Origin of the sequence: Mesorhizobium sp. 113-3-9, from assembly GCF_016756515.1 — a bacterium.
Lineage (GTDB): Bacteria > Pseudomonadota > Alphaproteobacteria > Rhizobiales > Rhizobiaceae > Mesorhizobium.
This window is the reverse complement of record NZ_AP023246.1, coordinates 3,168,144-3,186,453: the sequence shown is the minus strand read 5'-3', so window position 1 is coordinate 3,186,453 and position 18,310 is coordinate 3,168,144. Positions and strand designations below refer to the sequence as shown.

The window sequence follows — 18,310 nt, the reverse complement described above, 5'->3', positions numbered from 1 at the left end:
GTTACGCAGCGGCACTGCGGCCTTTCGCGCCGGTCACCGCCTTGAAGATGCGGAACGTGTTGCGGCCCGCTGCCTTGGCGGCATAGAGCGCGGTGTCGGCCTGCGCGAACAGGTCGCAAGGCAAGCCTGTCCCGGCAAACGCGACGCCGACCGAGGCGCCAAGCCTCAGCGACTGGCCGCGGATCGCGACCGGCCTGCTCATCGCCTCGATGATGTCGCGCGCCACGCCCGAGACCGCGCCGCGGTCGAGATGCGACCCGAGCAGCACCGCGAATTCGTCGCCGCCGACACGCGCCACCAGGTCCGCCTCGCCGCACCCGCCGGCGAGACGCTCGGCCGCCGCCTTCAGGCACTCGTCGCCGATGACGTGGCCGAACGTGTCGTTGACCGCCTTGAAGCCGTCGAGGTCGATCAAAATCAGCGCGCCGAGCGGACGTGCTTCGTCGGCATGCGCCAGCCGCGCCTGGAACCGGGCGCGGTTGGCAAGCCCGGTCATGGCGTCGAATTCGGCGAGATAGCGCATCCGGTCCGACAGGATCTTTTCCTCGGTGATGTCCTGCTTCATGCCGAAGATGCGCACCGGCACACCGGCTTCGCACTCGACGCTCGCGGTGATACGGATCCAGCGGCTATGTCCCGCGAAAGTGGTGATCTCGGCGTCGAGGGTAAAACCGCTGCGTTCGGCAATGGCCTGGCTGCGCAAACTGTCCAGCGCCTTGCGCGACTCCGCCGGATAGCACTTGATGATTTCGCTTCGATCGAGCGCGGCGCCGCGCGGCAGATCGAACAGATCATAGATCACATCGGTCCAGGTCAGCCGCTCGCCGGGCAGGCTGCATTCCCAAACGCCGATGCGCGCCGCGACCGACGCCCGGTCGAAGATCTTGCGGCTGTGCGCCAGCGAAACCTGCTGCGTGGTGATCAGCGCGGCCTGCGCGGCGAGTTCCGCCTTGAGCCTGGCGATGGTTGCGGCATCGCGGCGCTGTTCGTCTGCGCTGCCCTGCCCCACCCGCTTGCCGGGCTGCGAGGCCGGGCCTTTCGGGGTGTATGATGTATCGGGCATGGAGAAACTCCTGGCGGGCGACCACCATGGCGCACAGCCCTTAAAACTTCGCTGACGGCCGCTAGCTTAGCCGGAAACTGCGGGGACCCTATGGGAACAAGGTCGCAGCGGGCCACTGGCTGCGGACCGCCCGTGGCCCAGTGAGATGCTGGTGTGGTTGCGGGACGGCTGAGGCTGGCCTCCCGCTGCTCGACTATGTGCGGCTTGATTGGGCGGCAGTGGCGGGCAGCGCCGCCTTAGATGCCGCTTGTGGCGCACTGTTGTCGACATGCGCCCAGGCCGGCCGCTCGAACAGGAACATGCCGAAGCCGATACGCTGGATGACGAGGTAGAGCACGACCGGACTGATGATCGAGACCAGCAGCACCGCCAGGCTGAGCATGCCTGTGTCGGTCAGCAGGCCGCTTGCGAGCGCGGCGCCGCGGAAGAGCGACATCGGGATGGTGAAGGCGACATAGACGACCAGCGAATGCTCTCCGAGCCAGCGCAGCCACTCCATGACAGGGAATGCCGACAGGAAACCGCCAAGCACGCAAAGCGCCACGGCGCCGGCGACGGCCAGAGTGAGATGCAGCGGCGGCCATGCCGCCAGGCCCATCTGCATGCCGACCGGCTGCATGGCATAACCCGGCGAATAGACGAGCAGGCCGTTGACGACAGCCCATAAAGCCAAGCCGGCGACGGCCAGCATGGGGCGGGGCTGCGTCCATTCGACGAGCCGGAACACCAGCGGCGCCAAGAGGAAGCCGAGATAGAAGAACACGAAATAGGCCGCGAACTGTTCAAGCGCGTAGCTGTCGGGATGCGGCGCCCACATCTGCAGGCCGGCAGCGATCGGAATGACGATCCAGGCCGGCACGCGAAATTGCCGCAAAAGCTTGGCGACCAGGCCGAACACCGCCAGCATGTAGATGAACCACAGCACGCCATACGGCTGGACGACGGCCATTGCGAGATCGTGCAGCATGCCGCCCGGATCCCGGCTGAAGATGCCGATCTTCAGTCCGATCGAGATGATCGCCCACAGCACGTAGAAATAGAGATAGTGGACGACGCGCCGGTCGACATAGCGCCGCCACGGCCGGTCGATCACCTGCGACAGGAACAGTCCGGAGATCAGGAAGAATTCCGGCATGCGGAACGGCGTCGCGAAGCCGATGACATAGTGCAGGAAGCCCACACCACCCGTGTACTCGCCGGTGTTGTAGGCGGAATACATCATGACCACGAGGATGATCGAGAGGCCTTTGGCCGTGTCCACCCACGGCATGCGCATCGGGCTGTTCATGGCGAATCCATCCGGGACCGGCCAAGATGGCCAGCCATCATTCCGAGATGTCTAGCACCATCAAGCTTCCCAGATCGTAAACGCGGGCTGGTTTTGTGGGGCAGACGGCGAGCCACCCTTGCTTGCTGCCTTGCAGCGTCAAAGTCATTGCCAATCTTCTGGCGTCGGCGACGGTTATGCGCAATGGGCCATGACGCAGTTACTTCCGCCCCTTCGATTTGTTCAGCGCCACGGCAGCCCGCACCAGCGCCTTGAAGGCTTCTTCGTTGACCTCCTCACCCTTCTGAAAATCAATAGCCCGCCGCGTATTCCCTTCAAGGCTGGAGTTGAACAGCCCTGCGGGATCAGGCAGCGCCGCGCCCTTGGCGAAGGTCAGCTTGACGACGCTCTTGTAGGTCTCGCCGGTACAGATCATGCCGTAATGCTCCCACACCGGAACCCCGCGCCACTTCCATGTCTCGACCACATCGGGATCGGCTTGATGGATGAGCGCGCGCAGCCGGCCGAGCATCTCGCCGCGCCAGTCGCCGAGTTCCCTGATCCTGCCGTCGATCAGTTCGGAGGGGGATTTGCTCTCCTGCGATCCGGTCATGTCGTTCTCCTCAAAAAATGAACAATAGCGCGCTCACATGCGCTCGCCAGGCAATTGGCTGGCCTGCTTCACCCAGGCGCTGAATTGCGCCTCGTCGAACGGATCGTCCTCGTGAATGTTGAGGTAGCGCGTGTCCTGGCTCTTGGATTCGCCTGGCGGCACCGGATCCAGCGACATGCCGCGAAAGAAAGCCACCTTGATGTATCTGGTGAAGCAGTGGAGGCCGAGGAACCAGCCCTGGCCTTCGACGCCATAAAGCGGCGAATTCCATTTCACCGCCTTGTGCACGCCGGGCACGGCGCGCTCGATGAGCGCATCGAGCCGCCCGCCCATCGCGCGCTTCCAGCCCGGCATCGCCGCGATATAGGCCTGCACCGGGGCATCGCCATAGCCCTTGGCGATCTGCGGATTGCCGCCGGAAAGCAGCTTCGGCTCAGCCTTGGCCGGTGTCGACTTGGCCATACGCTTTCCTCCTATCCGTTGACCCGCTGCACGCCGCGTCCTTTCCCGATATAGGGCAGCACGAACATATAGAGGCCGCTGAACAGCATAAGGAAGAGCGGCGGCAGTGGCGAATAGACCACCCAGGCGGGCGGCTGTCCAAAGGCCATGGTGACGAAATTGGCGACGACGGTTGCCGTGAAAACGATCGACAGCCAGCGATGCGCCTGCCTGATCCATTTGCTCCAGTCCAATTTTACCTCCTTGGAAAAACGCTTGAAACCAGCCGGGCGCTGCTACCAGCGCGCCAACTCCGTGATCTGGATGAGATTGCCGCAGCCATCGTTCAGCTTGGCGATGGTCGAGCCGGTCACTTCGGTCGGGGCCATGGCGAAATTGCCGCCGCGCGCCGTGATGCGCTCATGATCGCCCTTGATGTCGTCGGTGAAGAACATCACCGCCGGCTGGCCCTGTTCGAACATCGCCTGCTGGTAGGCCTTGGCCGCCGGCTGGTTGTTGAGCGCCAGCTGCAGCTCGGTGCCCTCGGGCTCATCCGGCGAGGCGACCGTCAGCCAGCGGAACGGCCCATTGCTGAAATCGGCCTTCTTGGTCAGGCCGAGCACGCCGGTGTAGAAGGCAAGCGCCTTTTCCTGATCATCCACATAGATGCTGGTCAGTTTGATCTTCATCATTTTCCTCCATAGGTCTTGCTGGCGGCCAAGCCGCCCGGTGAAGTCAGGTGTTGGTTTTCAAGTCGGGCGGGTTTCAGTCCGTCCGGTCGAGAAGCTGCTCCAGCTTCTCGAAGAATTGCGGCCAACCGGTTCTTGCGCCGCCATAGGCGCGCCGCTGGTCAGGCCGGAAGCCGGATTGCTCCATGCGCAGATGGGTTCCGGTCGATGTCGGGGTGAGCGTGAAGGTCACCACGCTCCTGAGATCGAACGCCGGATCCTGGTGCACGAGGTTCCAAGTGTAGGACAGCGTCCTGTTCGGTTCGACGGCCAGCACCTCGCAGTCCAGCACGCCGCCCCAATCGGCGCTGATGTTGAAGCGGTGGCCGACAGCGGGCTTGAAATCGTTCTTCATCAGCCATTCCTCGATCAGATGCGGTTGCGTCAGCGCGCGCCAGAGCTTTTCCGGCGGATGGGAAATCTCCCGCTCGACGACGACAGTGCGGTTTTGCTGGGCACTGTCGTTCACTGGTCCATCCTTTTGAGCAAATCCTCGAGATCGTCGAACCGGCTTTCCCAGAACCCGGCCATCTGACGCGTCCAGTCCATCAGCGGCGCCAGCGCGCCAAGCTGCGCGCTGTAATGCGTCTGGCGCCCCTCGTGGCGGTCGCGCACCAACCCGGCCTGTTTGAGCACGCCCAGATGCTTCGACACCGCCGGCTGCGACACGCCGGACTGGCTCGTCAGCGCCCCCACCGTCTGCTCTCCCTGCCGGCACAGCCGTTCGAAGATCGCCCGCCTGGTCGGGTCGGCGAGCGTCCTGAAGAGCATGTCATGAGCGTCCGGCATGTCGGATCGATAACCCGTTGGCTATTGGTTGACGTATAACCAGAGAGATATATGTTCGTCAAGAGCGAGATTGGAGCGGCAGGAATGATCCTCGTCACCGGAGCCACCGGCCATGTCGGACGCGCCGTCGTCTCGAGGCTGGTGTCGTCGGGCCACGAGGTGGCAGCACTTGTCCGCAAGCCTGAGGCCGTGCAAGGGCGCCTGCCCCGGGAAACAGCGCTGCGCGTCGGTGACTACGAGGATATCTCCTCCCTGAAGACAGCCTTCGCCGGCATCGACGAACTGGTGCTGATCTCAAGCGATGGCGACGCGGATGCGGTCATGCGCCATCACGCCAACGCCATCGAGGCGGCAAGGGCGGCGTCTGTCCGCCACGTCACCTTCACCAGCATCGTCGATATCGGTGAATCCTCGCCCTTTTACTACGCACCGGCCTATCGCGACGCCGAACGCCGGCTGGCCTCCTTGCCCTCGACCATCCTGCGCTGCGGCCTCTACAGCGATCTCATCCTCGACACCTGGCTGACGTCAGCCTCGGGGGAATTGGTGCTGCCTGCCGGACAGGGCCTGGTTGCGCCTGTCTCGCGCGATGATGTTGCGGCGGCCGTCGCCGCTGTGGCGGCCAGACCGGGCGCCGCCCGCGCCCTTTACACGATCACCGGAAACCAGACGCTGAACTTTGACGAGATCGCCGCAGGTTATGGTGAGGCGACAGGACAGCCCTTGCGCTATCGTCCCTGCTCCCTGGACGACTACCTGGCCTCCGCGTCGGCACGCCTCGACGCCCCCTGGCCACAGGCCTTCGCCACTCTATGCGCCTCGATCGCCGAGGGCCGCTATGCCTCGACCTCCAGCGATTTCACCGCGCTTACGGGTAAGCCGCCGGAAAGCTTTCGGGATTTCCTGGTTCGGGCGGCGTTTGGAGTGCGGAAGGATAACTAGATCCTCGACACAGTTGTTTTGACCGATTGGGTGGAGATGAGGCGAAGCCTTCCCAACTTCGTCATCCTAGGGCGAAGCAGGAGCGAAGCTCCGTCGCGGAGACCCTGGGATCCATTCCGTGACCTTTGCGGCAAAGTGCAGCGGAGCAGAATTCTGCACCGTGGCGGCGCTCCAGAGTCCCGGAATGGATCCTCGGGTCTGCGCCGCGTCGCTTCGCTCCTTGCTCCGCCCGTGGATGACGACGCGGTGGATGTTTCCGCCAATCGCCAAGGCAGGCGATCCGTCAACGCGGGCGTCTGGTTTCGTGCAAAGCCACTAGACCCCGGCATGCACGCGCCCGATCTCCTGCGCCACCAGTTCCTGCAACTGCCACAGATTGCGGTCGCGGATCCCGCAGGCGTCGAGGTGGCGGATCGTCTCGAACAGATATTGCGCGCCTGAGCCCCAATGGCCGACGGCCCTCGCCAAAGTCGCGGCGACCGCCTTCTTGTCGAGCTTGCCGGCATAGCGCGGATTGGCGGGATCGACGACGAAGCCCAGCGCGCGGCTCGCCCCGCCTTCCGTACCGACCTGCAGCCAGCGCGGCACGTTGACGGCGGGCAGGATGGTCATCTCGCGGCGCAGCAGCGCTTCCAGATTGGCCGCGACCGGCTCGGCGATCTCGAACACCATGCCCTGGCACTGGCCGCCGCGGTCGAGCGCCATCATCAGGCCGGGCTGCTCGAGCGTGCCGCGAAAGCGCTGCACCGTGAAGCAGAACGACCGGTGCCAGCCCCGCGCCACCGCCCGTTCGCCGCCCCCGACCTCGCCAGCCGGCTTCCACAGCAGCGAGCCATAGGCAAACAGCTTCAGCGGTCCAGGCGGCGCCGAGGCCAGGATCTCGTCGCGAAACCGCGCATAGTCGGCGTCAGTCATATGGACCATGCCCGGCGTCGGCCCGGCATCCTCGACCACACGCATGGTGCGCGCCACCAGCGCCTCGGTCAGCGCCATCGGCGCCTTGCGCGGCGGGGTGGTGGAAATCGGCTTGCTCATGTTCGTTATCTTGCTGAAGGCAGAGGGATTCTCAAGGGCCAGGGCTTCTCGGGCGCCGACTCAGAATCTGAGCGGGCGCGCCCAAGCGCTTGAAAAGACTGAGCGCACAGTATTGGAATTGGCCGAAAGCCTCCTCGCGTTCGTCATCCACGGGCGGAGCAAGGAGCGAAGCGACGCGGCGCAGACCCGAGGATCCATGCCGGGACTCCGATGCGCTGCCACGGTGCAGAATTTTGCTCCGCTGCGCCCTCGGTCAAGGTCACGGAATGGATCCTCGGGTCTTCGCGACGGAGCTTCGCTCCTGCTCCGCCCGTGGATGACGAAGTGTCGGGCGTTTCCGCTAACGGCCGAGGTAAGCTGCCACCCTCCATGCCCTCCTACCGCCCCGGCGCGGCACTCAGTTCGCTGCGCCGCCAGGCGGCCGGCGAAATGCCCACCGATCGTTTGAACTCGCGCCCGAAATGATAGACGTCGCAGAAGCCACAGGCTTCCGCCACTTCGGCCAGCGGCTGATCGCCCTGCACCAGCAGCGATTGCGCCTGCATCAGCCGCTCGCGCATCAGCCATTGGTGCGGGCTGGTGCGCAGATGTTTCTGGAACAGCCGCCGCACCTGCGAGGCGCCGAGCCCGGTGACGGCGGCAAGGTCGGGGGCCGCCCACGCAAAACCGGGTTCGGCGCGCATGGCGTCGAGCGCCGAGGCCAGCGGCTTCGGCAGGTCGTCATTGCCGGCGCCGTTCACCGCGCGGTCGACCAGAAGCAGGAACTCGGCGACCAGCTGGTTCAGCCGCAGGTCGAGACCAGCGTCGCGCCGGCGCAGCGCCGAAAACAGCCGCTCGAACCACGGCGCCGGGGTGGTCGCTTCCGTGAAGGCGGTGCGCAACACGCCCTCGCCGAACAGCTTGCGCCGCAGGATCGCCGGGTCCGGACCGTCGAGCCGGAACCACAGCAGCGTCCACGGCTCGTCCGGATCGGCGCAATGCACATGCGGCGCCTCATTGGCCATCCACACCAGTTGGTGAGCGCGCACGTCCAGCCGCTGGCCCAGCGTCTCGACATGGCCCCTCCCCGACAGGCAGTAGAGGATGTCCTGACCGGGATAGACCGGCCGTTCTATGCGGTAATCGCGCGCCGCCGCCACCTTGCCGGCGCGCAGCACGCTGAAGGCCGTGCGCGTCCAGCCCGCGGCCGGCACATAGTGGAAACTCTCGAAAACATCCGTCTTGTTCATATGCGCGTTTTATACAAAACAAGCGCCTTGCTGTCCATTTTGTTCGCCGCCCAGCGTCGCTATGGTTGCTCGCATGAGGTCGGGGATTTCTGCGGGCTTTTACCGAGAACCCCAGTTTCACGGGTTTTCCCGGCGCCTTGCGTCGCTGACGGCCCGACAGTCCAGGGAGGCAAGACGATGCTGGCGATGACGAGGAAAGAGGCGGAAGACTACGCCCGTGATGGCTATATTATCCGCAGGGGGCTGCTCAGCGTGGCGGAAGTGGAGGATTTTCGCGACCATGCCCGCGCGCAGCTGGAAGCGGAAAACAAGAATGGCGCCGTGATGGCCAAGGGCGACAAGGAGGGCAAGACCACCCTTCTGAAGATGTGGACCAAGGCCGAGGACGACAAATACGGGCTGCTCGCCCGCGACGAGCGCATGGTCGATCTGGCCGAGGACGCCGTCGGCAAGCCGATCTACCTCTACAGCCACAAGATGACGATGAAGCAGCCCAATGAGGGAGGCGCCTGGGAATGGCACCAGGATTTCGGCTACTGGTACAATTACGGCTGCCTAGCGCCGGAGATGATGAGCATCTATGTCGCGCTCGACAAGGCGACCCGCGAGAATGGCTGCCTGCAGGTGCTGAAGGGTACGCACAAGCTCGGTCGCCTCAATCATATCCGCGAGAACGACCAGACCAATGTCGAGCAGGAACATCTGGACGCAGCACTGAAGCGCTACGAGCACATCTATGTCGAGATGGAAGCCGGCGACGCGCTGATCTTCGACGGCAATCTCCTGCATCGCTCCGATGCCAACCGCTCCGACACCTATCGCTGGGGCTACATCTGCTCCTACAACGCCGTCGAGAACGCCCCGTTCAAGAAGGTTCGCGAATACGGGAATTTCGACGAGCTGCGCAAGGTGCCGGCCGGCTCGTTCCGCCAGGCGTCCTGACGCCGCGAAAATACCGGCATGGGCGGCGACGCCCACGCCTTGGCCATGATCCCCGGAGCCGCGCACGGCTTGCCGAAAGATCATGGCCGAACAGGGAGATAGAGCCCGACCCTGAATCAGTTTGGGATCGGCACGAATGCATCGGCCCGCGCACGAGCTCGGCCCGGGTCGATGGAATGGAAGAGTGGTCACGCTGGTGAGGACCGGCCGATCACGCTGAGGGAGGATGCTGTATGGCCCATGCGGTCAGGACCGGCGCGCGCGCGCCAGCCACGGACCGATTCACGCTGGCGCGGCTTTTGCGGGCGCGCGAGGCAGGTGTGTTCATCGCCCTGCTCGTGCTGTGCCTGTTCCTGTCCTTCGCCACCGATGGATTCCTGACATCGCTAAACCTGCTCAATGTCGGGCGCCAGATCTCCTTGCTCGGGATCATGGCGGTCGGCATGACGTTCGTGCTGATCGCGGGCGAGGTCGACCTGTCGGTCGGCTCGACCTATGCGTTTTCGGGCCTCGCCACCGGCATGCTGATCATCGCCGGCTGGGCGCTGCTGCCGGCGATCTGCGTCGGCCTCGCCACCGGCGTCGTCATCGGCCTCATCAACGGCGTGCTGTCCACCTATGGCCGCCTGCCCTCCCTGATCGCGACGCTCGGCATGCTCTCGATCGTGCGCGGTGCGGCGCTGATCCTGACCAACGGCCAGCCGGTGACGGTCAACGCCCGCAATGGCGCGCTGCCCGATGTGCTGCAGGCCTTCTCCTTCATGGGCCAGGGCTATCTCTTCACCATCATTCCCATGCAGCTGGTGTTCCTGGTCATCGTCGCGGTGCTGGCCTGGCTTGTCCTGTCCTTCTCCAATTTCGGCTTCCGCGTCTATGCCGTCGGCGGCAGCGCCAAGGCGGCGCGCGTTTCCGGCATCTCCGTCAACAAGGTCAAGATATCAGCCTTCATCCTGATGGGCGTGCTTGCCGCCTTCGCCGGCATTCTGGGCCTCGCCTTCCTGCCCTCCAGCCAGGCCGGACGCACCGGCCTTGGCCTCGAGCTCGACGTCATCGCCGCCACCATTGTCGGCGGCGCCTCGCTGTCGGGCGGCGAAGGCACGATCCTCGGCACCATACTGGGCGTGCTCATCATCGGCGTCATGCGCAACGGCCTTGTGCTGCTCGGCGTGTCGCCCTTCGTGCAGGAACTGATGATCGGCCTGGTCATCATCATCGCGGTCGGCATCGACAAATGGAGCACGCGCCGAGCCGGTTAATCGCAGAAGACAGAAGCAACCAGAACCAAAAAGGGAGGACTATCCATGAACATCAGACACGTCATTCTCGCGGCAGCGATCGGCCTTCTTCCGCTCTCGGCCCATGCCGAATCCAAGCTCGCCGATTTCCAGCTTGCGCCTCGCATCAAGGCCAAGATCGATGCCGGCCAGCCGCTCGACTTCTATGTCTCCTACCATGACGTCTCCAACGAATTCGCGCCGTTCATGAAGGCGGGCGTCGAGCGCGCAGCCAAGGAGGACAAGGTCGGCGCTCAGTTCATCGGCCCGGTCGGCGCCGATGCCGACGGCCAGATCTCGGAGATCGAGACGCTGATGGGCAAGATGGACGGCCTGGCGATCTCTTCCGTGTCGACCGACGCGCTGGCGCCGGTGATCGACCGCGTCATTGCCGCCGGTATCCCGGTCGTGACCTTCAACACCGACAATCCCCAGAGCAAGCGCCTCGCCTTCGCCGGCCAGGACCTCGTCCAGTCCGGCCGCGAGGCGGGCAAGCTGATGTCCAAGGTGCTGGGCGGCAAGGGCAAGGTGATGATCACCACCATCGACGCCGCCGCGCAATGGTCGCTCGACCGCGAGAAAGGCGCTCGCGAAGCGCTCAAGGCCGAGCCCGGCATCGAAGTTGTCAACACGCTCAACACCGGCACCGACCCGCAGAAGATCTATTCGGCGATCGAGAACGCCATGCTCGCCAACCCGTCGATCTCGGGCGTGCTGTCGCTGGAATGCTGCTCGACGCCGGCCGCCGGCACCTGGGTGGAACGCAACAAGGCCGCCGACAAGGTCAAGGTGGTCGGCTTCGACCTGCTCGACCAGACGGTGCAGCTCGTGCAGGACGGCAATGTCGACGCCACGATCGATCAGGCGCCGGAAAAGCAGGGCTTTGCCGCCGTCGACCTTCTGGTCAAGTTCCTCAAGGGCGAGCCGATCGACAATGTCGATACCGGCGTCGGCATCTACACCAAGGAAAACATCGCCGAGGTGGCAAAGAAGTAACAAGCCAGCCCCGCGGGTCCGCCGGTCCTCGTGACCGGCGGATCCGCCTGGCCAGCCAGCCGATGACAGAACAACAGACCCCTGCCCCGATCGTCGAAATCTCCGGCCTGACCAAGCGGTTCCCCGGCGTGCTGGCGCTTGACCGCATTTCCGTCGCCTTCCGCGCCGGCGAGGTGCATGCCGTGATCGGCGAGAACGGCGCCGGCAAATCGACGCTGATGAACATGCTGGCCGGCGACCTGCAGCCCGATGGCGGCGAGATCCGCATCGACGGCAAGCCGGCAATCATCGCCTCGCCGCTCGTCAGCCGCGCCGCCGGCATCACCGTGGTCTACCAGGAACTGGCGCTCTGCCCGACGCTGACCATCGCCGAAAACATCATGATGTCGGACATGGCGGCGCGCTCCGTCGTGTCGCTGGTGCCGCGCGACGAGATGCGGCGCGAGGCGCGCGCCGCGCTCACCCGGCTCGGCATGGGCACGCTCGATCCCGACACCAGGGTCTCGCGCCTGTCGGTGGCCGAGATGCAGCTGGTCGAGATCGCTGGCGCCATCCGCCAGCGCGCCCGCGTGCTGGTGCTGGACGAACCCAATTCGGCGCTTTCCAAGCGCGAGAGCGACCGCCTGTTCGAGATCGTCAAACAGTTGCGCGGCGAAGGCGTCACCATCATCTACGTTTCGCATCATTTGAAGGAAGTGCTCGACCTTGCCGACCGCATCACCGTGATGCGCGACGGCCGCACCATCGAGACCATTGACAATGACGGCCTGTCGGAGGACCGGCTGATCCGCGCCATGGTCGGCCGCGAACTCGACACGGCGGCGCAGTGGTCGCTGCAGGCCGAGGCGCGCTCGCATGAGGCGCCGATCGTGCTCGCCGTCGAAAAGCTGACCGCGCCGAGCCTCGACGAGCTGAGCTTCCATGCCCGCGCCGGCGAGATCCTCGGCATTGGCGGCCTGCCCGATTCCGGCAAGGACATGCTCGGCGAAGCCCTGTTCGGCCTCTGCGCCCGGCGCGGTCGCGTCACCATCGACGGCACGGAATTGCGCGCCGCCGACCCGCGGGCCTCGATCCGCAACGGCATGGCGCTGGTACCGGCCGACCGGCGCGGCGCCGGCGCTCTGCTGAGCATGAGCGTCGCCAACAATGTCGTCTCGGCCTCGCTGCCGCGCTTTTCGCTGGCCGGCTTCATGCGGCGTGGTGCCGTGCGCCGCGAGGCCCGCGCGCAGGTCGCCCGGCTCGATGCGCGCATTTCACATCTCGGCCAGAAGCTCGCCACGCTGTCCGGCGGCAACCAGCAGAAGATCATCCTTGGCCGCAGCCTCGTCACCAATCCGCGCGTGCTGGTGCTGCACGAGCCGACGCGTGGCGTCGATGTCGGCGCCAAGGCCGAGATCTACGCCATTTTGCGCGGCATCGCCGGCGAAGGCGTGGCGGTGGTGATGATCTCGTCGGAGATTCCCGAATTGATCATGAACGCCGAACGCGTTCTGGTGCTGCGCAATGGCCGCGTTTCGGGTGAACTGACCGGAGCCGGCATCAACGAGGAAGCGATCCTGGCGCGCGCCATGGCGTCCTGAACGAGGCGATTGATGAGCAAACCCCAGACCGCACCAAGGATCACTATCGTCGGCAGCTTCGCTGTCGGCCTGACCATGCGGGCGCCGAAACTGCCGATCTTCGGCGAAACCATGCTCGGCACCGATTTCGACATGGGCGCCGGCGGCAAGGGCTCGAACCAGGCGGTGGCGACCTCCAGGCTCGGCGCCGCCTCCTCGCTGGTCGCCATCATCGGCACCGACAAGCTCGCCGGCATCGCCACCGACCTCTATGCCGCCGAGGGCGTCGATGCGAGCTTTGTGACGACACGGACGGAACGCGCCACCGGCGTCGGCTTCATCATTCTCAACGACAAGGGCGAGAATTTCATCATCCTCGACATGGGCGCCAATGAGCTGATGGATGCGGCAGTCGTCGACACCGCCGAACAGCGCATTGCGCACAGCGATGTGGTGATGACCGTGCTCGAAGTGCCGATACCGGCCGCCGCCCGTGCCATGGAGCTTGGCCGCAGGCACGGCGCCCGCACCATCCTCAACCCCGCACCCGCGCGCCAGCTTCCCGACGCGATCTTCGCCAATGTCGATTATCTCACCCCGAACGAAAGCGAATTGCGCATCCTGCTTGGCCTGCCCGCCGACGATCCGCGCTCGTCACGCGAACTGGCCGGCGAACTGCGTCGCCGTGGCGTGCGCAACGTCGTGGTCACGCTCGGCCGCAGCGGCGCGCTCATCCTCACCGACGAGCTCGACATCATGGTGCCGGCCGTGCCGGTCGAGGTGGTCGACACGACCGGCGCCGGCGACGCCTTCAACTCGGGCTTTGCCGTGGCACTGGCCGAGGGCCGCGACATTGTCGACGCCGTGCGCTTCGGCGTCGTCTGCGGCGGCATAGCCTGCACAAGGCTCGGCGTCATTCCGGGCCTGCCCGAACGGGCACAGGCCGACGCGCTGTTCGCCGAAGCCCTCAAGACAACATGGCCCCAGAAATAACACGGAAGGAAAAGAGATGAACCGGAACCGCCTGCTCAACGCCGAACTGTCGCACGCCATCGCCTCGATGGGCCATGGCGATCTGATGATCGTCTGCGACGCCGGCTTTCCGATCCCGTCGAGCGCCTGGCGCATCGACCTCGCCATCTCGCCCGACGTGCCGGACCTGGAAACGGTGCTCGGCCCGATCGCGGCGAACCTGATCGCCGAGCGCGTCGGCTATGCCGACACGCTGCCGGTGCACAACGCGCCGTTGCTGGCGAAACTCAAGCGCCTGTTCCCCGACGCCGATTTCGAGACGACCACGCACGAGACCATCCTCGGCGAGATGGCCAAAAAGGCCAAGGTCATCGTGCGCACCGGCGCCTTCGACCCCTGGGGCAACATCCTCATCTATTCCGGCGTCGACGTGCCGGCCTGGTTCTCCAAGCCCGGCGTTGTCGCACCCGACTACTACGCCAAGAAGCTGAAGGGCTGACATGCCCCGCATCTTCGACTTCGGCGGCCGCGAGGTCGAGCGCAGCGCGACCGTCGCCGGCCTGCGGGCGCTGAAGGGCAGCGGCCGGCACGTCGCGCAGGTGACGGCCGAGACGGCGGACGAGGCCGCGGCGGCGGAGGCCGCCGGCATCGAGATGGTCGTCTGCCGCGCCGCCAATGTGGCGCGCGTGCGCGAAGGCTCGCGCCGTGTCTTCGTCACCGCCGCCCTCGGCTTCGCTGACGCGGTGACATCGGACGAGATCCTGCGCACCGCTTTCAGCGCGATCACGACCGGCGCCGACGCCGTCATCACCGGACGCGGCCACGACACCGTGCGCATGCTCGCCAACGAGCAGATCCCGGTCATGGGCCATCTCGGCTTCGTGCCGCGCAAATCGACCTGGGTCGGCGGCATCCGTGCCGTCGGCAGGACCGCCACCGAGGCGCTCGAATTGTGGGACCGCTTCCGCCGGCTGGAAGATGCCGGCGCCTTCGCCGTCGAATGCGAGATCATTCCGGCCGAGGTCATGGCCGAGATCAACCGCCGCACCGGGCTGGTCACGGTCTCGCTGGGGTCCGGTCCATCAGCCGATGTGATGTTCCTGTTCACCTCGGACATATCAGGCGAAAGCGCCCGCCTGCCCCGCCACGCCCGCGCCTGGGGCAATCTGGCCGCCCTCCACAAGGCCGTCCGCGATGCCCGCATCGAGGCGCTGTCAGGCTTTCGCAGGGAGGTCGCCGGCGGCAGCTACCCGGCCGAGACCGAGATCGCCGGCATCACCGACGCCGAGCTGGAGGAATTTCGCTCCCGTCTCGAGGCGGACGAGATTAGCCAGGGATAAACAAGCGGACAGAGCCGGACCTTGATTCGTTCAGGGCCGGTTCTCGATCATCTGCCGCAGGCTGCGATAGGTCCGCTCCAGCCGCTCGAAACCGCCCTCGGCAAGCGTGATCGGCGCGGCATTGTCGGCTATCACCGCGAACAGCAGCGCGGCGTCGGCGGGCACCACATTGGGCGCAAGCTCGCCACGCCGGCCCGCCGACGACAGCGCCTCCGCGAACAGAGCCGAGAGCTCGACGCCGAAATGGCCGAGCATCTGCCGGCCGCGATCGCCCAGCAGATCGGCATCCTGGCGCAGCCGCGAGATCAGGCTCCAGCCGTGCCCCTCGGTACCGGTCGGATTGAAATGGCTGAATCGCGCGCGGCTGTAGGCGATCATCGCCTCGACCTGATCCGAGAGGGTGGCTCCCTGCGCCGACCACACCGCGCGCAAGCCGCTCAGCGTCGCCTGCATGTAGTCGCCAAGCACCTCGTCGACCAGCGCCTGTTTGTTGCCGAAATGATAGTGGATGTTGGCGCGCGTCGTGCCGAGCGCCGCCGAAATATCGCCGAAGCTGGTGCCGCGATAGCCATGGCGCACCAGAAGCTCCAGCGCCGTATCCTTGATCGCCTGCCTGGTGTCGGTCTCGTCCATGCTTCCATCATAGCCAAATGCGTTGGCCTTGGACGCCGAAGCTTTGCGGCGTCCCCAGCATTTGACGGAACACTGACTTGCAGGTAAGTAAGTCTAAAATCAGCGGGGAGGATACGTGATGCGGATGCAGACTTTCAGCGATATCGAAGGATCGGCGCCGCAGGCCGTCCGCGCCGGCGACCTGGTCTTCATCGGCGGGCTGATGGCGACGGACGCCGGCGGCAATATCGTCGCAACCGGCATAACCGGTCAGGCGCGCGCCATCTTCGACCGGCTGGCGGCCCTTCTCGCCCAGGCCGGCGCCGGCATGGCCGATGTGGTCAAGCACAACATCTATTTCAGTTGCGAAGCCGATGCCGTCGGCGCCTTCCTCGACGAACTCGATGCCGTTCGCGCCGGCGGTTTCGCGGCCCCCGGCCCGACCACCACGGAAATCCGCTGCGGCCTCGACCGCGAGGGCGCGCTGCTGATGGTCGACGCCTGGGTGGTGATCGGCGGCAAGCGCGAACTGCTCGACCCACCGGGCCACTGGCGCTGGCGCAAGCAGCTGCCCTTCGTCCATGGCTGGAAGGTCGGCGACATGCTGTTTGTCGGCGGCCAGCGCTCGCTCGATGCCGAAGGCAATGTGCTCGGGCTCGGCGATATCGAGGTGCAGACCGAGGAGGCCTTCCGCAACCTCGATACCATGCTGCGGTCGGGCGGCGGCGACCGCCACAGCCTGATGCGCCAGAACACCTATTTCCGCTTTTTCGGCGAGGGCCGCGAGGTCACCGACTACTGGGAGAAGATGACCAATGTGCGCCGCCGCTACATGTCGGTGCCTTCGGCGGCCGGTGCCGGATTGCGCATCCAGGGCATGGGCAATGCCGACGAACTGATCCAGGTCGAGGGCATCGGCATGCTCGGCGACGACAAGCAGCGCCTGCAGCCGGCCAACCATTGGGACTGGAGCATTCCCAACACCCAGTTCACGCAGGGCTGGAAGATCGGCGGGCTCGCCTTCATCGGCGGCCAGATCTCGGCCGACAACAAGGCGCAGGCCGTCGGCGACGACATGGAGACGCAGACCCGCAACGTCTTCGAGTTCATCCGCCGCACGCTGGCCGAAGGCGGGCTCGACGAAAGCGATGTCGCCAAGCTCTATATCTACTATCATGCCGAAGGCGGCTGGACCGGGATCGAGGCGACGCGCGCGGTGATTGCCCGCGTGCAGCGCGAATTCTACCCCGAGCCCGGTCCGGCGGTGACCGCGATCCGCGTCGCCGGCTTCGCCTTCGAGAACCTGCTGATCGAGATCGAGGCGATGGCGGTGACGCGAGACTGATGTCGAAACACGACTTCACCCCCGCCGAGTTCGCCGATCGGCTGGCGCGTGTCCGCGCCGCCATGGCCGTACGCGATCTCGATTGGCTGGTTGCCATCCACCCGGCGGCCATCCATTGGCTGACCGGCAGCGACGCCAAGAGCTACCAGGAATTCCAATGCCTGCTGGTCGGCACGCGTGACGAGCCGCTCGTCGTGCTGACACGCCAGGGCGAGGTGCATGAATTCGAGACGGACGCCCTTGTCGGCGAGGTCCAAGGCTATGGCGGCGGCGAGAACGAGGACCCGGTCGCGGCCTTCGCCGGTATGGCGCGGCGCCACGGCGTGCTCGGCAGGCGTGTCGGCCTCGAAGTGCCGGCCTACTACCTCCACCCGCATCACTATCTCGGCCTTCGCGCCGTCATCGGCGATGCCCTGGTCACCGAGGCGACCGAGCTGATCGCCGGGCTGAAGCTGGTGAAATCGCCGGCCGAGATCGACTATATCAGGCGCGCGGCGGCCCTTGCCGACCTTGGCATGGAGCGTTTTGCCGGCGAGCTCGCGGCGGGCCTGTCGGAACTGGCGCTGGCCGGCGGCATCCACGAGACCTTGCTGCGCAACGGCAGCGGCATCGCCGCCAGTCCGATCAACCTCGTCTCCGGTCCGCGCTCCGCCTACAGCCACGGCGCGCCGACCGCGCGCCGGCTCGAACATGGCGATTTCGGCAACATCGAATTCGGCGCCACCTTCAACCGCTACACCGCCACCATCGGCCGCAATTTCGCGCTGGGCACGCCGACGCCGCGCATGGCCGAACTGCACGACATCGTGCTGCGCGCCAGCGACGCCATGATTGCTGTCATCCGCGACGGCGTGCCGGCAACCGTGCCGCACCAGGCGGCCCGCGCCGTCATCGGCGAGGCTGGGCTCGAAGCCTGCCGTGTCCATACATCCGGCTATGCGTTGGGGCCGGGCTTTCCGCCGAGCTGGGCCGAGCCGCTGCACATGATCGGCGACAGCCCGCACATGCTGAAGGCCGGCATGGTGGTCACCATCGAGCCGCCGGTCTATATCGGCGCCGAAGGCCTTGGCGCCCGCATCATCGACAATGTACTTGTCACCACGACCGGTGCGCAGGTGCTGTCCCGCACGCCGCGCGACATCATCCTCGCGGGCTGAGCCCCG

At 65.7% G+C, this 18,310-nt stretch carries 21 protein-coding genes; 10 read left to right on the top strand and 11 right to left on the bottom strand.

What is annotated here, in order from left to right; translation table 11 throughout:
* Position 1: 1 nt before the first annotated feature.
* The 8 genes from MesoLj_RS15385 to MesoLj_RS15350 form a co-directional block, all read right to left on the bottom strand.
* Positions 2-1,063: a diguanylate cyclase domain-containing protein gene (locus MesoLj_RS15385; RefSeq protein ID WP_202326561.1), complete on the bottom strand. Its 1,062-nt coding sequence runs from the start codon at positions 1,061-1,063 to the stop codon at positions 2-4.
* 193 nt (positions 1,064-1,256) lie between these two features.
* Positions 1,257-2,351: an acyltransferase family protein gene (locus MesoLj_RS15380; protein WP_202326560.1), complete on the bottom strand. Its 1,095-nt coding sequence runs from the start codon at positions 2,349-2,351 to the stop codon at positions 1,257-1,259.
* A gap of 199 nt (positions 2,352-2,550) precedes the next feature.
* Entirely contained in the window at positions 2,551-2,943 is a 393-nt protein-coding gene (locus MesoLj_RS15375; protein ID WP_202326559.1) for a DUF1801 domain-containing protein, read from the bottom strand.
* 33 nt (positions 2,944-2,976) lie between these two features.
* Positions 2,977-3,405: a DUF1801 domain-containing protein gene (locus MesoLj_RS15370; protein WP_140774172.1), complete on the bottom strand. Its 429-nt coding sequence runs from the start codon at positions 3,403-3,405 to the stop codon at positions 2,977-2,979.
* Between the two features lie 11 nt (positions 3,406-3,416).
* Positions 3,417-3,638 carry a hypothetical protein gene (locus MesoLj_RS15365; protein WP_202326558.1) on the bottom strand — a complete coding sequence of 74 codons (222 nt, stop codon included), beginning with the start codon at positions 3,636-3,638 and terminating at the stop codon, positions 3,417-3,419.
* A gap of 42 nt (positions 3,639-3,680) precedes the next feature.
* Positions 3,681-4,073 (bottom strand): VOC family protein, encoded by a 393-nt coding sequence (locus MesoLj_RS15360; RefSeq protein WP_140774174.1) that lies wholly within the window; start codon positions 4,071-4,073, stop codon positions 3,681-3,683.
* Positions 4,074-4,149: 76 nt separating this feature from the next.
* Entirely contained in the window at positions 4,150-4,581 is a 432-nt protein-coding gene (locus MesoLj_RS15355; protein WP_202326557.1) for an SRPBCC family protein, read from the bottom strand.
* Positions 4,578-4,901 carry an ArsR/SmtB family transcription factor gene (locus tag MesoLj_RS15350; RefSeq protein ID WP_140774176.1) on the bottom strand — a complete coding sequence of 108 codons (324 nt, stop codon included), beginning with the start codon at positions 4,899-4,901 and terminating at the stop codon, positions 4,578-4,580. The genes MesoLj_RS15355 and MesoLj_RS15350 overlap by 4 nt, the downstream gene beginning before the upstream one ends.
* An 84-nt stretch (positions 4,902-4,985) precedes the next feature.
* Between MesoLj_RS15350 and MesoLj_RS15345 the strand changes: the two genes are divergently transcribed.
* Positions 4,986-5,843: an NAD(P)H-binding protein gene (locus MesoLj_RS15345; protein WP_202326556.1), complete on the top strand. Its 858-nt coding sequence runs from the start codon at positions 4,986-4,988 to the stop codon at positions 5,841-5,843.
* Between the two features lie 315 nt (positions 5,844-6,158).
* Here the strand turns inward: MesoLj_RS15345 and MesoLj_RS15340 are convergent, their stop codons facing one another.
* On the bottom strand, positions 6,159-6,878 hold the full coding sequence (locus tag MesoLj_RS15340) for a gamma-glutamylcyclotransferase (RefSeq protein WP_202326555.1): 720 nt from the start codon (positions 6,876-6,878) through the stop codon (positions 6,159-6,161).
* A 377-nt stretch (positions 6,879-7,255) separates the two neighbouring features.
* Positions 7,256-8,107: an AraC family transcriptional regulator gene (locus MesoLj_RS15335; RefSeq protein ID WP_244735438.1), complete on the bottom strand. Its 852-nt coding sequence runs from the start codon at positions 8,105-8,107 to the stop codon at positions 7,256-7,258.
* 177 nt (positions 8,108-8,284) lie between these two features.
* On the opposite strand from MesoLj_RS15335, the gene MesoLj_RS15330 reads away from it, so the two are divergent.
* From MesoLj_RS15330 to MesoLj_RS15300, 7 genes are all read left to right on the top strand, one after another.
* Positions 8,285-9,049 (top strand): phytanoyl-CoA dioxygenase family protein, encoded by a 765-nt coding sequence (locus MesoLj_RS15330; RefSeq protein WP_140774179.1) that lies wholly within the window; start codon positions 8,285-8,287, stop codon positions 9,047-9,049.
* 233 nt (positions 9,050-9,282) lie between these two features.
* Positions 9,283-10,305: an ABC transporter permease gene (locus tag MesoLj_RS15325; RefSeq protein ID WP_172349331.1), complete on the top strand. Its 1,023-nt coding sequence runs from the start codon at positions 9,283-9,285 to the stop codon at positions 10,303-10,305.
* A 45-nt stretch (positions 10,306-10,350) separates the two neighbouring features.
* Positions 10,351-11,319: a sugar ABC transporter substrate-binding protein gene (locus MesoLj_RS15320; protein ID WP_140774181.1), complete on the top strand. Its 969-nt coding sequence runs from the start codon at positions 10,351-10,353 to the stop codon at positions 11,317-11,319.
* A 62-nt stretch (positions 11,320-11,381) separates the two neighbouring features.
* Positions 11,382-12,899 (top strand): sugar ABC transporter ATP-binding protein, encoded by a 1,518-nt coding sequence (locus tag MesoLj_RS15315; RefSeq protein ID WP_202326554.1) that lies wholly within the window; start codon positions 11,382-11,384, stop codon positions 12,897-12,899.
* A 12-nt stretch (positions 12,900-12,911) separates the two neighbouring features.
* Positions 12,912-13,871, top strand: coding sequence for a ribokinase (locus MesoLj_RS15310; RefSeq protein WP_244735437.1), 960 nt, complete (start codon positions 12,912-12,914; stop codon positions 13,869-13,871).
* Positions 13,872-13,887: 16 nt separating this feature from the next.
* Complete coding sequence (gene rbsD, locus MesoLj_RS15305; RefSeq protein ID WP_202326552.1) at positions 13,888-14,349, top strand: D-ribose pyranase; 462 nt, start codon at positions 13,888-13,890, stop codon at positions 14,347-14,349.
* Between the two features lies 1 nt (position 14,350).
* The gene (locus MesoLj_RS15300; RefSeq protein WP_202326551.1) at positions 14,351-15,190 is read left to right on the top strand and encodes a 3-methyl-2-oxobutanoate hydroxymethyltransferase; all 840 of its coding nucleotides are present in this window, start codon (positions 14,351-14,353) and stop codon (positions 15,188-15,190) included.
* 30 nt (positions 15,191-15,220) lie between these two features.
* On the opposite strand, the gene MesoLj_RS15295 is transcribed toward MesoLj_RS15300, so the two are convergent.
* On the bottom strand, positions 15,221-15,823 hold the full coding sequence (locus MesoLj_RS15295; RefSeq protein ID WP_202326550.1) for a TetR/AcrR family transcriptional regulator: 603 nt from the start codon (positions 15,821-15,823) through the stop codon (positions 15,221-15,223).
* Between the two features lie 118 nt (positions 15,824-15,941).
* Here MesoLj_RS15295 and MesoLj_RS15290 point away from each other — a divergent pair, with 118 nt between their 5' ends.
* Both MesoLj_RS15290 and MesoLj_RS15285 read left to right on the top strand, forming a co-directional pair.
* Positions 15,942-17,147 (top strand): RidA family protein, encoded by a 1,206-nt coding sequence (locus tag MesoLj_RS15290; RefSeq protein ID WP_202326549.1) that lies wholly within the window; start codon positions 15,942-15,944, stop codon positions 17,145-17,147.
* The gene (locus tag MesoLj_RS15285; protein WP_202326548.1) at positions 17,147-18,304 is read left to right on the top strand and encodes a M24 family metallopeptidase; all 1,158 of its coding nucleotides are present in this window, start codon (positions 17,147-17,149) and stop codon (positions 18,302-18,304) included. Before MesoLj_RS15290 ends, MesoLj_RS15285 begins: the two co-directional genes overlap by 1 nt.
* Positions 18,305-18,310: the final 6 nt, after the last annotated feature.